The organism is Helicobacter pylori (assembly GCF_014497725.1).
GTDB classification, from domain to species: domain Bacteria; phylum Campylobacterota; class Campylobacteria; order Campylobacterales; family Helicobacteraceae; genus Helicobacter; species Helicobacter pylori_DE.
This window is the reverse complement of the sequence record NZ_JACTGF010000002.1, coordinates 88,337-101,881: the sequence shown is the minus strand read 5'-3', so window position 1 is coordinate 101,881 and position 13,545 is coordinate 88,337. Positions and strand designations below refer to the sequence as shown.

17 protein-coding genes are annotated in these 13,545 nt (G+C 39.1%); 3 read left to right on the top strand and 14 right to left on the bottom strand.

Annotated features, from left to right (window positions below):
- Positions 1 to 18: 18 nt before the first annotated feature.
- Complete coding sequence (gene rpsU, locus H7N69_RS02415; RefSeq protein ID WP_001117778.1) at positions 19 to 231, bottom strand: 30S ribosomal protein S21; 213 nt, start codon at positions 229 to 231, stop codon at positions 19 to 21.
- 100 nt (positions 232 to 331) lie between these two features.
- Positions 332 to 1,582, bottom strand: coding sequence for a hypothetical protein (locus H7N69_RS02410; RefSeq protein WP_187884693.1), 1,251 nt, complete (start codon positions 1,580 to 1,582; stop codon positions 332 to 334).
- A 171-nt stretch (positions 1,583 to 1,753) separates the two neighbouring features.
- Here H7N69_RS02410 and H7N69_RS02405 point away from each other — a divergent pair, with 171 nt between their 5' ends.
- Positions 1,754 to 1,999: a ribbon-helix-helix domain-containing protein gene (locus tag H7N69_RS02405; protein WP_000418876.1), complete on the top strand. Its 246-nt coding sequence runs from the start codon at positions 1,754 to 1,756 to the stop codon at positions 1,997 to 1,999.
- 23 nt (positions 2,000 to 2,022) lie between these two features.
- Here H7N69_RS02405 and H7N69_RS02400 read toward each other — a convergent pair whose 3' ends face one another.
- A complete protein-coding gene (locus H7N69_RS02400; RefSeq protein WP_001148292.1) occupies positions 2,023 to 2,670 on the bottom strand; it encodes a YkgB family protein in 648 nt (215 codons plus the stop codon).
- 112 nt (positions 2,671 to 2,782) lie between these two features.
- Positions 2,783 to 3,601, bottom strand: coding sequence for a diaminopimelate epimerase (gene dapF, locus H7N69_RS02395; RefSeq protein WP_187884692.1), 819 nt, complete (start codon positions 3,599 to 3,601; stop codon positions 2,783 to 2,785).
- Between the two features lie 114 nt (positions 3,602 to 3,715).
- On the opposite strand from dapF, the gene H7N69_RS02390 reads away from it, so the two are divergent.
- Both H7N69_RS02390 and H7N69_RS07855 read left to right on the top strand, forming a co-directional pair.
- Entirely contained in the window at positions 3,716 to 4,765 is a 1,050-nt protein-coding gene (locus H7N69_RS02390) for an AI-2E family transporter (RefSeq protein WP_187884815.1), read from the top strand.
- A 378-nt stretch (positions 4,766 to 5,143) separates the two neighbouring features.
- Complete coding sequence (locus H7N69_RS07855) at positions 5,144 to 5,248, top strand: DUF4241 domain-containing protein (RefSeq protein ID WP_231623834.1); 105 nt, start codon at positions 5,144 to 5,146, stop codon at positions 5,246 to 5,248.
- Between the two features lie 216 nt (positions 5,249 to 5,464).
- Here the strand turns inward: H7N69_RS07855 and H7N69_RS02385 are convergent, their stop codons facing one another.
- The 10 genes from H7N69_RS02385 to folD all read right to left on the bottom strand — a co-directional run bounded on the left by H7N69_RS02385 (position 5,465) and on the right by folD (position 13,496).
- Positions 5,465 to 6,337, bottom strand: coding sequence for a radical SAM/SPASM domain-containing protein (locus tag H7N69_RS02385; RefSeq protein ID WP_187884691.1), 873 nt, complete (start codon positions 6,335 to 6,337; stop codon positions 5,465 to 5,467).
- A gap of 14 nt (positions 6,338 to 6,351) precedes the next feature.
- Entirely contained in the window at positions 6,352 to 7,452 is a 1,101-nt protein-coding gene (gene ychF / locus H7N69_RS02380; protein WP_187884690.1) for a redox-regulated ATPase YchF, read from the bottom strand.
- Position 7,453: 1 nt separating this feature from the next.
- Positions 7,454 to 8,944, bottom strand: coding sequence for a leucyl aminopeptidase (locus H7N69_RS02375; protein WP_187884689.1), 1,491 nt, complete (start codon positions 8,942 to 8,944; stop codon positions 7,454 to 7,456).
- 47 nt (positions 8,945 to 8,991) lie between these two features.
- Positions 8,992 to 9,570 (bottom strand): DedA family protein, encoded by a 579-nt coding sequence (locus H7N69_RS02370; protein WP_000393397.1) that lies wholly within the window; start codon positions 9,568 to 9,570, stop codon positions 8,992 to 8,994.
- Positions 9,571 to 9,584: 14 nt separating this feature from the next.
- On the bottom strand, positions 9,585 to 10,124 hold the full coding sequence (gene apt / locus H7N69_RS02365) for an adenine phosphoribosyltransferase (RefSeq protein ID WP_001006113.1): 540 nt from the start codon (positions 10,122 to 10,124) through the stop codon (positions 9,585 to 9,587).
- Positions 10,125 to 10,185: 61 nt separating this feature from the next.
- The gene (locus H7N69_RS02360; protein WP_000495097.1) at positions 10,186 to 10,518 is read right to left on the bottom strand and encodes a hypothetical protein; all 333 of its coding nucleotides are present in this window, start codon (positions 10,516 to 10,518) and stop codon (positions 10,186 to 10,188) included.
- A 44-nt stretch (positions 10,519 to 10,562) separates the two neighbouring features.
- Positions 10,563 to 11,024: a ribose 5-phosphate isomerase B gene (rpiB, locus tag H7N69_RS02355; protein WP_187884688.1), complete on the bottom strand. Its 462-nt coding sequence runs from the start codon at positions 11,022 to 11,024 to the stop codon at positions 10,563 to 10,565.
- A gap of 20 nt (positions 11,025 to 11,044) precedes the next feature.
- Positions 11,045 to 11,743: a site-2 protease family protein gene (locus H7N69_RS02350; RefSeq protein ID WP_187884687.1), complete on the bottom strand. Its 699-nt coding sequence runs from the start codon at positions 11,741 to 11,743 to the stop codon at positions 11,045 to 11,047.
- A gap of 8 nt (positions 11,744 to 11,751) precedes the next feature.
- On the bottom strand, positions 11,752 to 12,624 hold the full coding sequence (lepB, locus tag H7N69_RS02345) for a signal peptidase I (RefSeq protein ID WP_000670642.1): 873 nt from the start codon (positions 12,622 to 12,624) through the stop codon (positions 11,752 to 11,754).
- Complete coding sequence (gene folD, locus H7N69_RS02340) at positions 12,624 to 13,496, bottom strand: bifunctional methylenetetrahydrofolate dehydrogenase/methenyltetrahydrofolate cyclohydrolase FolD (RefSeq protein ID WP_187884686.1); 873 nt, start codon at positions 13,494 to 13,496, stop codon at positions 12,624 to 12,626. Before folD ends, lepB begins: the two co-directional genes overlap by 1 nt.
- Positions 13,497 to 13,545: the final 49 nt, after the last annotated feature.

The window sequence follows — 13,545 nt, the reverse complement described above, 5'->3', positions numbered from 1 at the left end:
TTAAATTTGTTCAAGTTCTTATAGTCTTGATTCGTAACGCCTTAACATGTAAAGACGCTTTAAAACTTTCTTTTTAGCGCTGATTTTTTGTTTTTTGCGTTTTTCAGTCTTAGACTCAAAGAACCTTCTAGCGCGGCATTCTGTTACCACCAAATTACGATCGGTTTGCTTTTTGAATCTCCTGTAAGCTTCATCAAACGCATCGCCTTCTCTAACCTTAATCCCTGGCATACTGCTATCACCTCTTTTCCATAGCTTAAAATCATTGCTTAACAATGGCTACAAATGAAACAGCATTATATAAGACGAATTAACTGGTTGTCAAGAATTTTCACTTTTTTCTAGCAATTTTGTTAATAAGGTTATAAGGATCAAAGGCAACCGTCATATACACTTGGTAAGATTCTGACCAAGGTAAGCTCCTATCAAAGCCCCCACGCATCGCATTAAGCACGAAATTGATGCGGACCGATGCGAAGTCGTTTTTCCAGTTGTAATAAAAATCAAAACGATTATACATGTTGGCTTGAAAGAATGGCACGCCACGATAAATAGGCGTGGGGCAATACGAAGGCGTGCAATACATTTCAACATATTGGTATTGGTTATAAAAAGGCATCTCTGGGGTCTTGGCGAAGAAAAATAAATTGTGGATGCCAAAGCCTTTGTATTGGATCTCCACATCCAATTGCCCGCCCACGCTGTTCATAAAAGGCACATTTTTGTGGATTTGCCTTAATCGGCTTGATTCAGAAACCATGCCAAAACTAGCGTTGAGTTTTTCCATAAAGGGGGCGATGTCTAAAAGGCTTGTTCCTATGTAAGCGTTAAAGTAGAGGCGATCCATAAGATAAATATTATTGCTATCAATCGCTTTTTTTTCATTAAACTGCATGCCATCAGCCCCATTCAAAAGGTATTTGTCTTCGTTGTGGAACAAGACAAAATACCCTCCAATACCCAATAAATCCTTAAAGAAATTATAAGCGACAGAGCCGTTCATTTGAAACCTATCCATCGCATTCCCATAAGGGTTCCTCCCGAATTTACAAGTGTTGTAACAATTGCCTCCAAACCAATCTAGCATGAATTCCGCATGCCCATAATAGGGTTTTGAAGGCGAATAATGGTTTTGAAACTGCAATAAAAACCCTCTAGCGTTGGGGTCTATAAACCAATAATAGGGGGCAAAAATATTCAAACCATACCTCCCTAAGAGGTTTTTTCTAGGAAAAATCCCCCCATAAAAAGTAAAATGCTTTCCCTTAGCCTTATAATACATCGTAGGCCCCCAACGATAGGGAAAATTAGTGCTGTAATTATGGAAGTTTTGAAAGAAATACGCCCCCACAGTCAAGCTTTGCTCCACACCTCTTGTATAAAATTGGATCCCAAAATTTGGAGTCAAACGGGTTTTAAGATTGGTGTTAGTATTGACCCAATAAGGCGTTGAGCCTTCATGGTCCATGATGAACATATTGAAACCCAGATTGTATTTAAAAATATTCCAGTCAAAAGCGTAAGAATTAACCGCTAACAAACAAGCCAGAAAAGAATGTTTTAAAAAGGTGTTTATTGCCACTTGTTACCCCTATGTCATCATTTTTTTGATAAAAAAGCTTATCTTGTAACAAATGGGTATTCTAGCACATCTAAAAATATTTTTCTTTAGATTTAATATAAAATGGCGTTTATTTCATGTTAGAATAACCACTATGATGTTACAACATACTAACTAAAAAAGGAAATTTTAATGGAATTAGGAAATAAAAATATAAAACCCGGTCGTAAGCGTGTCGCTGTAGATGAGTTGAAACGCAATTTTTCAGTTACTTTTTATCTCTCCAAAGAAGAGCATGATGTTTTAAGACGATTAGCTGATGAAGAAGTAGAAAGCGTCAATTCCTTTGTCAAACGCCACATTTTAAAAACAATCATTTACAAAAAAGGCACTAACCAAGATTCTTCTATCAATTATGATTCTTCTAGTAGGCTTTAAGCCTACTTTAAGGTATTCGCTCTTTAAGAGCAACACCCGCTAGAGCATTTAGTTTTAATCCCTACCGATGAGCGATCCATCAAGCAAAACCCTTTCCCCTCTAAATAGCGTTTCGCATCAAATCCGGCTACAAACAAGCCTCCAGCAAATAACGCCAAGTCTTTAACCACTAACCTTCCAGCCCCAGAAAGCCATGGGAAATGCTGATTGACAAACACTTCTGGCGTTGTGAATAAAAAGGATAGAGTCGTGATCGTCATTCCAGCGACAAGCAAGCCCCCAATCACGCCCATTAAAGGCATCCAAAGCCCTAAAAGCACCAAAATACCTAGGATCATGATCGTAATCCCTAAAGCTTCAGCCACTAAATAAGTGCGGTTTTCTTTATGCCATTCTTTGTTTTCAACGATTTTAGGGTCATCTTGCATTTCTTCTTGCATGGATTGGGATTCAGACATTTTGTGTTGCTTGTATGCGGGCTTTTCAAATTTATACATGAAAGAAAAGAAAGGGGAATTAGCCACAAAAGGAGCGATCCCTTCGGCTTCATACGGCACAAACTTAAGCCCTCCAATCCAAATAAAAATGATGAAAATAGCTATATGCATCAAATAGCCGCCTAGATTCTGGAGTTTTGTAATCACTTCAAGCAATGATTTTAACGCTTGCATGGTTTTATTCCTTTAGGATATTTTTTATATTGCTAAAAACAGCTCGCAAATGATAGCGCATTATGTTTAATTACAACAAAATCATTTTGATTACCATTACAAGAAATAATGATCAAAAACACCCATTTTCAAAAACACTGCCCAAAACGCTCATGCCAATATAACGCACGATTCCTTTATAAAAAATTCCATCATTTTTTAAAGAAAGCTCTAAAGATTCGTTGCTTTTAGGGATGAGAGTGGCTTTTTTGGGCGTGTTATAAAAAATGCGCGCGGCGATAAAAACCGCTGCCATGCCTGTCCCGCAAGCTAGCGTGAAATCTTCAACCCCCCTTTCATAAGTTTGTAAAAAAATCGTCTCTTTATTTTCTATAAAAGCGATGTTAATATTAGCGTTAAATTCATGCCTTAAAGCCCTTAATTCCAGCGTGTTAAGGGAATTTAACCACTCTTTATTTTCCACAAATCCCACTAAATGCGGCACTCCTGTATCTATGAGGTAGAAAGTAGGGATATTTTCTAAAACGCTGTTATTAGTAAAAAATTTTTTGCATTTTAAGGCGGGTATGGTGTCTAGGATTTTGTAGTTACCGAGATTGCTCTCTATGATATTGGGTTCTTCTATACGGATAGAAATCTCTCTTTTTCCGGCTAAAAAAACATGCTCTTTAGGGGCTATACCATGCTGGTAGGCAAATAACCCCACGCAACGGCTCGCATTCCCGCACATGCCAGCTTTAGAGCCGTCTGAATTGTAAAAATCCCATTCGTAGTCATAATCCTTACTCGGTAAGACGACTACAAGCCCATCAGCCCCAAAACCTTCATGCCTATGGCACACCTGTTTGGCTAAATTGGAAAAATCTTTTTTTTTGAAGCTTTGAACGATTAAAAAATCATTCCCGCTCCCTGAATATTTGTAAAACACCATTAATACAAGCCTTTTTGATTTTAATTATAAGTTAAAAGAGGTTTTTTATCCTTAAAAGAGCGTTTTTTAGCTAACATTTGATAATTTTTGGTTCAGTTTAATGGGGATAATTGCATGAAAGCTCAGTATTTCTTTTGGATTCTTTTTTTGATTGGTTTTTATTGGATGATCTATTTGTATCAAGATTTTTTAATGGATGCGCTGATTGCTGGGCTTTTGTGCGTGGGGTTTTTTCAAGTGAAAGTTTTTTTAGATAAGCGTTTTTTCAATGTTGTCAGTTCGTTTTTATGCGTTTTAATTTTAGCGAGCGTTTTGATCGTGCCGTTGTATTTTATTGTTTATAAAAGTTCTAACATTATTTTTGAAATCAATTTTGAAAAATTTTCAGCCCTAATCAAATGGCTTAAAGGGGTAATCACTGAAAATTTATCGCATTTTCCTGCCATTCATGATGGAGTGAGCAAGTTTTTAGAAAATTTTAGCGCCGCTTCAATCACGGGCTATTTGTTGAAAATAAGTAGCTATGTGGGAAAATACAGCTTGAAACTCGTTACAGACGCTTTATTTATCTTGGGGTTATTGTTTTTCTTTTTTTACTATGGGGAGAAATTTTATCGTTATTTTTTAGGGGTCTTGCCTCTTGAAATGAATCAAAGTAAAAAGATTTTTGAAGAAGTGGCTGGGATTTTACGCATCGTGCTTTTAACTTCTCTCATCACGGTTATTTTAGAGGGCGTGGCGTTTGGGGCGATGATAATATGGTTTGGGCATGATGGCTGGTCTTTAGGGATTTTATACGGCTTGGCGTCTTTAGTGCCGGCTGTTGGGGGGGCTTTGATTTGGATCCCTATAGCGATTTATGAGCTTTATCATGGGCATGTGAATGAGGCTATTTTTATCGTTTTGTATTCCATTTTACTAATTGGTGTGTTGATTGATAGCGTGATTAAGCCAATTTTAATCGTCTTCATCAAAAAAAGAATCTTTAAAACCACCCTTAAAATCAATGAAATATTGATTTTCTTTTCTATGATTGCTGGGATTTCACAATTTGGTTTTTGGGGGATTATCGTAGGGCCTACCATTACGGCGTTTTTTATCGCGCTACTGCGATTGTATGAAAATTACTTTATTCAAAAGGAGCAAAAAACATGCGAATGTTGAATAAAAATAACGCATGCATTCACATGCCAATCACGCAAAATAATGACAATGAAAAGTAAAAAATGCGGACATTATCCACTCTTTCATTCCGCCGGCAAGAACGCTTAAAAATTAAGCCAATGGAGTGGGCTTGCTTTGAAATTATAATATAAATCTAATGCAAAGAATGTTGAATAACTAAAAAGTGCAGAAAAAGATCAATTAGTGTTTTGAATCACACAAAGAGAAGCCCACGCATTTTCCGACCCAGCAAAGCTATTACAAAAGAAAAGGACCTTAATTCTTTAAACTCTTTTGCTAATCCTACCATAAAATCCATTCAGCGCGCTAAAACACCCTAACGCATAAAAGGGCTTATACATGGTTAAGGTGGAGCTTTTGAAACATTTGTTTTTTGACAAGCTATTCAGTGGGTTTTTAGGGGAGTTAGTCGCTTGCGACCCACTAACCACGACAAAAGCGAGAGAACCATTTGTCTTTTAACCCTTAAAATTTTGATCATTCTAACGCACCAACCCAAACGTAAAAGATAAGAATATTAAAGAGCAAAAAGCTTCGCTATTTATTGCCCAAAGCGCATTAAACACCACCACGACCATGAAACCAATGACTAACGAACTATTAATAGGATTACAAAACGCGCTAAAAATAACAGCCTTTTCAAGGAATAAGCAGGGCTAATCCCTAAAGGGAGTGGTTTCATTTTTTATAGCGAATCAAAGGGTAGGAGCAGTTTTGGCATAAAGGTTCTAACGCTTCGCCCTTTAAAAAATGGGTTTTGATAGCCATAGCTTTTTGGCTGTTTAAAATATCTTTTAAGGGCGTATGGTTTAAATCGCCAAGGTTGATATGAGCTTGCGTGTCCATGCAGCACGGCACGACAACGCCATTAGATAAAATAGCGATTTGCTTGATCAAGCCGTAACAATAGGGGATTTTTGATTCTTGGTTTAAAGGATTTTGGGCGTTCAAATTCGGCCATTTAAAGGTTTTTTGGATATTCAAAAAACTTTTTTTAAACAGACGAGCGCGGCCTTGCGATTTTAGAGTCTCTAAAGAAACGCATTCAAAGCTTTCTAAAAAAGGCTTGATCAAATTCTGGTGTTTTTCAAGGGTGCTATCTTGAATGCGTAAATTCAAAAACACTTCGCTTTTTTTTTCACATTTGTAGCGGCAAAATTCTAAAATTTTTTGGATATAGCGGTGCTGGTTGAGTTTGTTATGATTATCTAGCCCTGCGTCTAAAGAAATAGAAATTTGATAGATTGCATCTTGTAAAAGCGTCTCAAAATTATGCAAATACGCCCCGCTAGTAACCAAATCCACTTTTAAAGAAAAGCGTTTGGCGGCGTTGAGATAGTGGTTTAAGTTTTTGAGTTTGCAAGGATCGCCTAAGACATGAAAGGTGATAATTGGGGTTAAGGGGGCCGCTTCTTTGCAAATTTTTTCAAACAATTCTAAAGGCATCACGCCTCTGATATTTTTATGGTTAGGGCAAAAACTGCATTGCAACCCGCAAATATCGCTTAATTCTATATAGATTTTTTTAAAAGGTTTCTTGTTGGGTGTCAATTCTTGAAAAGACGCTAGACATTGAAGCGAAAATGCAACACATCGCCATCTTGAACGATATAGTCCTTACCTTCAATGCGTAACGCTCCCTTTTCTTTTGCCCCGGCTTCGCCCTTATAAGCGATAAAATCGTCATAACTGATGGTTTCAGCTCTAATGAAGCCTTTTTCAAAATCCTTATGGATCACCCCAGCAGCCACAGGCGCGCTAGAGCCTTTTTTAATCGTCCATGATCGCACTTCCTTGACTCCAGCGGTAAAATAATTGATCAAGCCTAATTCCTTAAAACTCAAACGAATGGTCTTTTCTAGCCCGCTTTCTTCTACGCCCAAACTTTGCAAAAATTCTTTGACTTCATCTCCACTCATAGAAACCATTTCTTCTTCCAATTTAGCGCACAAGGCGACAAACTCGCTATTTTGCCCTTTCGCATGGTTTTTGACTTTTTTGGCATGCTCGTTGAGAATATTTAAATCTTCTTCGCCCACATTAGCGACATAGATCATTTTTTTATGGGATAAAAAACGCAATTCCTTGTCTAATTCCAAAAAAGCCTCGCTCGTGTTTAAGGGGAAAGTTTTCGCCGGCTTCAATTCTTCTAAATGCGTTTTTAAACTCAAAGCGCATTCTAAAAGATTTTTAGCGTCTTTTGAGCCTTTTAGGGCTTTTTGCAAGCGATCGATCCTTTTGTCTAAAGTGGCAATGTCCGCTAAAATCAACTCCAATTCAATGGTTTCTATATCATTTAGGGGGTCAATTTTATCGTTCACGTGCACGATATTGTCATCTTCAAAACAGCGCACCACTTGCAAGATCACTTCGCATTCCTTGATATTGGCTAAAAACTGATTGCCCAAACCCTCCCCCTTGCTCGCTCCCTTAATCAATCCGGCAATATCCACAAATTCCACCACAGAATGCAAAATGCGTTCAGGTTTTACGATTTGAGCCAACGCATCAAGCCGCCTATCAGGCACATTCACAATGGCTTTATTGGGTTCAATGGTGCAAAAAGGGTAGTTCGCACTCTCTGCGTTTTGGGTTTTAGTGAGCGCGTTAAAGGTGCTGGATTTGCCCACATTAGGCAAACCCACAATGCCTACAGACAAGCCCATTTCAAGCCTTTTTCAAAAGCTCTTCCACAAAAGCTGTGCAAGCTCTCACACCAGCCCCACTCGCTCCAAAGCTATTCACATCCCATTCTTTTTCCACATAAGCAGGGCCTGCAATGTCAATGTGTAGCCACTTATCCTTAAACTCATCTCTAATAAATTCATTTAAAAACAAGCCCGCCGTGATCGCACCGCCATAGCGCGAAGAAGAAATATTACACACATCAGCGATTTTAGATTCAATCAATTTCTTTAAATGGCGGTTAAAGGGGAGTTTAGCTAATAATTCGCCGGATTCTAACCCTGAAGTTTCAAAGAGATTTTTCAATTCTTCATTATGCCCCATGATCGCTGAAGTGAATTCGCCTAAGCCCACAACGCATGCCCCAGTAAGGGTCGCAAAATCCACGATCACATCAGGGCTTAAATCTTGAGCGTAGCTCAAACAATCCGCTAAAACCAAACGCCCTTCAGCGTCGGTATTACGGACCTCTATGCTCTTGCCTTCTTTGGAGATTAAAATATCATCTGGTTTATAGGCAGCTGGGCCTATCATGTTTTCTGTAGCCCCAATAATGCCATGCACTTCAGCTTCCACGCCTAGTTTGGCTAATGCGTTTAAAAGCCCAATCACCGCAGAGCCACCGCCTTTATCCGCTTTCATGGTAACCATGTAATCGGCCGGTTTCAAGCTCAAACCCCCACAATCATAAGTCAAGCCCTTACCCACTAAAGCGATTTTTTTCTTCGCTTTTTTGGGCTTATAGACTAAATGGATCAAGCGAGGAGGATTGATAGCAAGAGAGGCTTTATTGACCGCTAAAAAGGCGTTCATTTTCTTTTCTTCTAAAAATTTTTCATCATGAACATGGATTTCTAAATGGTTTTCTTTAGCCACTTTTTGCGCCACTTCAGCCATATAAACTGGAGTAGCAATCATAGGGGGGGTATTGACTAGATCTTTAACGATATTCAAGCTTTCTGTCATGATTTCAGCGTATTTTAAAGCTTCTTTAGCGCTCTTTTCTAAAGAATTCGCGCAAGTTTTTTCGCAAGGTTTGTGCAATTCTAAAGCGACAATGGCTTCTTTTAAAACGCTTTCTTTTTTGTTGGATTTAAAAGTGTCGTATTCATACAAGCCTAATTTTAAGCCCAAAAACAACGCTTTCAAGTTTTCTAAAAGCGCGTTATCTTTAGAATGCGCGCCGCAAGTATAAACGCCCACTTTAACGCTTTTAAAAGCGAGTTTTTTAAGGGTGCGAACGGCTAAACACGCACTCTCTCTCAATAAATGCACATCATCTTCTTTAACGCCCGCATACAGGATTTTATTTTCCTGGTCTAAAAACGTGCCTTCGCCTTCGTATTTAAAGGTTTCTAACAATTTTTTGTTTTTGACCCAAACATGATCAAAATCCTTATTGACAATAAAAACTAAACTGCATTCAGCTTTTGCGTTTTCAAAAGTGGTTTTTTCTAATTTGATTTTTAACATAAAGTCTCCTTTTTTAATTTCATATCTTTCAAGAATTGTATTGAAATCTAGCGGTTTTTCTTGCTATAGTATTGGAAATACCATAGAACCAACGCCAAGAAAGATACTAATAGTAATATTAGCGCATAAGGGTGTTTTTTAAGCCACTCTAACGCATGCAATAACTCTTCTCCCAAACACCACGCTAGAATAATGGTAATGCTCGCCCACACCATCGCACTAATGAGATTGATGATAGCGAATTTTAAAGCGCTATAACGCGTGAGGCCTATGCTAATGGGAATGATAGTGCGCATGCCATACATGTAGCGTTGGATAAAAATGATAAACCAGCCGTGTTTTTGCAACAATAAATGGGCTAGGGCGAGTTTTCGGCGTTGTTTTTCTAGCTTTTTTTGGATGTAAGCTTTATTGGTGCGCCCGATGTAAAAATAGATCTGATCCCCCACAAAGCCCCCAATCCCTGCGACTAAAATGGCTAACCCTAAATGCATATGACCGGTATAGCTGGCAATCCCTGCTAAAATCAACCCAATTTCGCCTTCTAAAATGCTCCACCCGAATAAAATGAGATACCCCCAAGTTGCTGCATGCTGATTCCACAAATCAATGATGTATTCTTCCAAAATTCACCCTTATTCTAGCACTCTAACAAACAAAAAGTCTTCACTCGCTCTTCTAAAAGTTGGATACCCGGTAATTCTTTTAACCCTATCAAAAAGCATGCTTCTATGCATTCAGCTTGTAGGGCTTTGATAAGCTCAAGGCTCGCTAAAGCTGTGCCTCCAGTGGCTAATAAATCATCAACCAACACCACCCTTACCCCCTTAATTCCCCTAAAAGCGTCGGAGTGGATTTCTATGCTATCGCTCCCGTATTCTAGGCTGTAGCTTTGAGAGAGGGTGTGCGCAGGGAGTTTGCCCTTTTTCCTCACAGGCACAAAACCCACCCCAAGCGCATAAGCTAAAGCAGAGCCTAAAATAAAACCTCTCGCTTCAATGCCCACGATAAAGTCTATATTGAGAGCGAGATAGCGTTTTTTGAGCGCGTCAATGAGTTTGTTAAAAAGTTTAGGGTAGTTGAGTAGCGTGGTAATGTCTTTGAATAAAATCCCTTTTTTAGGGTAGTCTTTCACTTCTCTGATGCTTTGTAAAAGTTCTTCTTTGAGCGTTTCATTCATTTTAATATCCTCTATCTAATATAACGGATTGGTTGTAGAATTTTGATTTATTATAGCGTTTTTAAAGGAGAGCTTCTATTTTTTGCTCCAATTCTTTAATACGATTTTTATATTTATCCGATTCGCCTTTGTATTCAGAGTTGCGTTGTTTAAGGGCTTTCAGTTCTGTTTTTAACGAGCTCATTTCTTGGGTAAGAATATCAATATTACCCAAAGCTCTTTGGAGTTGCAACTGGTGTTTTTGGATCAAAATTTCAGCTTCTTGTAGGGTGAGCTTCATGGACGCGTTGGTGCGTTCTTGCCGTTTAGCCACGGTTTTAAAAAAGAAGGTGCGCACGCCCATATAAAGGATAAAAACAACAGCGATAGTGAGAATAAACCATTGGGTAAACATTCTATTAAAATATCCTTTTAGCGAAACGATGTAATTATACTACATTAGGTTGATGATTTCAGCGATTCATCTAGCTTTTGGATACGCAACACATGACGGCCTTGTTCAAATTCTGTAGAGAAAAACGCTTCCAAAATGCTTTCCACTACGCCGATGCCACTAATCTTTTCGCCCAAGCACAAGACATTAGCGTTATTGTGCAAGCGAGTCATTTTGGCCATGTAAGCATCAAGGCACAAGGCGGCTCTAATACCCTTAAAGCGATTAGCGCTCATGCTCATGCCTATCCCTGTAGCGCACACTAAAATACCATAGCTTTGCGGATTTTCTAAGACCTTTTGGCACACTAATTTGGCGTAATCAGGGTAATCCACCCTCGTAGTGGGTAAGAAAGCTTGGATCTTAAAACGCTTGTCTTCTAAAAAATGTTTAACAAATTCTGCAAGATGCAACCCTGCATGATCGCTCCCTATAAAAACTTGAGCAATATTCAAAGGCTTATTCATCAGCCCTCCTTGATAAAAGATTAAGAAAGGAGTAAGGAAAATAAAAATCTTGTGGGCGCATGGATAAAAAACTCCGATAAAGGGGGGATAAACAAAAAGACAAACACCACCAACATGCCGTAGCGTTCCATTTTAGAAAACCATTCCAATAAAAACGAACTTTTAAAATGCAACGCTAAAAAGCCTAACGCTTTGGAGCCGTCTAAGGGCGGGATAGGGAGGCTGTTGAAAACGCCTAAGACAAGGTTATAAAGAATGCCTTGAATGAGAAAGGTTACTAAAGCGAGCTGATAAAGATTCAATTCATCAATGCTTAAAGCGTTGATCCCCAGTTTTTGGAAGCTCCAATGCGTGATGAAAGCGAGCAGAACGGCTAGGGTGAAATTATAAGCCACCCCAGCTAAACTCACCACTACGCATGCTAGAGAGCCTTTTTGAGAGACAATGTAGCGCATATCCACAGGCACAGGTTTGGCCCACCCAAACAAAAAGGGGGCTTGAAAAATGAGTAATAGAGCCGGTAAAAGCACCGAACCCATCATGTCTAAATGCCTGATAGGGTTTAAACTCAAACGCTTAGCGTCTTTCGCGCTCCTATCCCCGAATAAAAACGCGCTCAACCCATGCATGATCTCATGCCCTATGATAGCGATCAAAAGGGCTAGGATTTTCATTAAGGTGGTAATAAAACTTTCTAAAGAGAAATCAAAAAATTGCACAAAAAACCTTAACGCGTTGTCTTTTCTTTTTTAATGATTTTTTCTAAGCCTTCAACGCTTTTAAACATGCGTTCCCAACGCACCAGATAGCGTTTTTTGGGGTTATTTTCTGCATCCACTTCCAGGCTATTTTTTAAACTCAAACTGAAATAAACAAACCATGGCGAACCCACGATGTTTTTATAAGCCACACTCCCCCAAAAGCGCGAGTCGCTAGAATTGTCCCTGTTATCGCCGATCATGAAAAATTCATCGTGATTGATTTTCTTATAAAACACCTTTTCGCCCTCCATTTGAATGAGTTGCATGCTGATATTAGCCTCTGCGCCTTGAGTGGCTAACTGCTCCATTAAGTGGAAGGTTTCATTATCTTTTTGGTAATGGATGCCTGGATGCTTATTTTTATAAGGGTTTAAGACAAAAATTTTACCCATAAATTCTTTAGTCATGGCATCAGGGTAATGTTTAGCAATGTAATCTTTATCGTTGCCGCTCTCAAAGGGGTGCAAATAAAACCCCTCATTGGTGAATAGCACCTCATCGCCTCCAATGGCAAAATTCCTTTTGACATAGTAAGACTTTTTTTCATGGGGAGGGATAAACACCACCACTTCGCCGCGTTTAGGGCGATCCCCCTCTATCAAATGCCCGTTATTTTTAAAATCAGGCATGACGGGAAGCTCAATCCATGGGATTTTAGGAATGGGGATGCCGTAAGAAAATTTTTTGACAAAGAGCATATCGCCCTCATAGAGCGTGCCAACCATAGAGCGAGAGGGAATGATAAAGGCTTGTGCGATAAAAAAGATAACCAACAGCACGATAATAATCGTCCCCACCCAACTGGAGCAAAATGCATAAACAGAGCGTAAAAATTTCATTAAAATCCCTTCCTTTGTTGTTTTTCAAAAGCGATTAGAGTGTTTTCTAAAAGCGAGACAATCGTCATAGGCCCCACGCCTTTAGGCACAGGGGTGATAAAACCGGCAACTTTTTGCGCGTTGATAAAATCCACATCGCCCACGATACGCCCGTCATTCAAATGATTGATCCCAATATCCACCACTACAGCCCCTTTTTTTAACATGCTCGCTTTAATCAAATCAGGCTTACCCACGCCCACGCAGACAATATCAGCGTTTTTGGTGTAAAAACTAATGTCTTTAGTCAAAATATGGCACACGCTCACGCTAGCCCCAGCGTTTAGCATGAGCATGCTCAAAGGTTTGCCAATAATATTGCTCGCCCCGATAATTGCCACATCCTTACCCTTGATCTCAATATGGTAATGCTCTAAAAGCCGCATCACGCCCATAGGGGTAGCTGGCAGAAACGATTCCTTTTGGGTGCAGAGTTTGCCGATATTAAGGGGGTGGAAACCATCCACATCTTTGTTTGGGTTAATGGCTTCTAAAATCATTTTAGTATCAATGTGTCTGGGCAAAGGGAGCTGGACTAAAACGCCTGAAATGTTTTGATCGGTATTGTAATCTTTAATCAAGGACAGCAATTCGGCTTCAGTAATATTTTCTTGGAGGGTTTTTAAGTCAAAATCCATGCCCACCCTTTCGCATGCTTTGATCTTCATATTGACATAAGTGATACTCGCAGGATCTTTTCCCACTAAAATCACGGCCAGTTTGGGGCGTTTATGCGTTTGTGTATGGATTATTTGGATTTTATGTTTCAAATCTTTTTCTATATCATAAGCTAACGCTTGCCCGTCTAATAAAACAACGCCCCTATTTGGCATGCCCATTTATCCTTTATATAATTAAAATCCTACTATTGTAGCAAAAATC

Bases quoted from the DNA above. Each gene is read 5' to 3' on its own strand.
- dapF (WP_187884692.1), bottom strand. From the start codon at position 3,601: ATGGTGTTTTACAAATATTCAGGGAGCGGGAATGATTTTTTAATCGTT.
- rpsU (WP_001117778.1), bottom strand. From the start codon at position 231: ATGCCAGGGATTAAGGTTAGAGAAGGCGATGCGTTTGATGAAGCTTAC.
- rpiB (WP_187884688.1), bottom strand. From the start codon at position 11,024: ATGAATAAGCCTTTGAATATTGCTCAAGTTTTTATAGGGAGCGATCAT.
- H7N69_RS02390 (WP_187884815.1), top strand. From the start codon at position 3,716: ATGAAAGCTCAGTATTTCTTTTGGATTCTTTTTTTGATTGGTTTTTAT.
- apt (WP_001006113.1), bottom strand. From the start codon at position 10,124: ATGAATGAAACGCTCAAAGAAGAACTTTTACAAAGCATCAGAGAAGTG.
- folD (WP_187884686.1), bottom strand. From the start codon at position 13,496: ATGCCAAATAGGGGCGTTGTTTTATTAGACGGGCAAGCGTTAGCTTAT.
- lepB (WP_000670642.1), bottom strand. From the start codon at position 12,624: ATGAAATTTTTACGCTCTGTTTATGCATTTTGCTCCAGTTGGGTGGGG.
- H7N69_RS02375 (WP_187884689.1), bottom strand. From the start codon at position 8,944: ATGTTAAAAATCAAATTAGAAAAAACCACTTTTGAAAACGCAAAAGCT.
- ychF (WP_187884690.1), bottom strand. From the start codon at position 7,452: ATGGGCTTGTCTGTAGGCATTGTGGGTTTGCCTAATGTGGGCAAATCC.
- H7N69_RS02405 (WP_000418876.1), top strand. From the start codon at position 1,754: ATGGAATTAGGAAATAAAAATATAAAACCCGGTCGTAAGCGTGTCGCT.
- H7N69_RS02360 (WP_000495097.1), bottom strand. From the start codon at position 10,518: ATGTTTACCCAATGGTTTATTCTCACTATCGCTGTTGTTTTTATCCTT.
- H7N69_RS02400 (WP_001148292.1), bottom strand. From the start codon at position 2,670: ATGCAAGCGTTAAAATCATTGCTTGAAGTGATTACAAAACTCCAGAAT.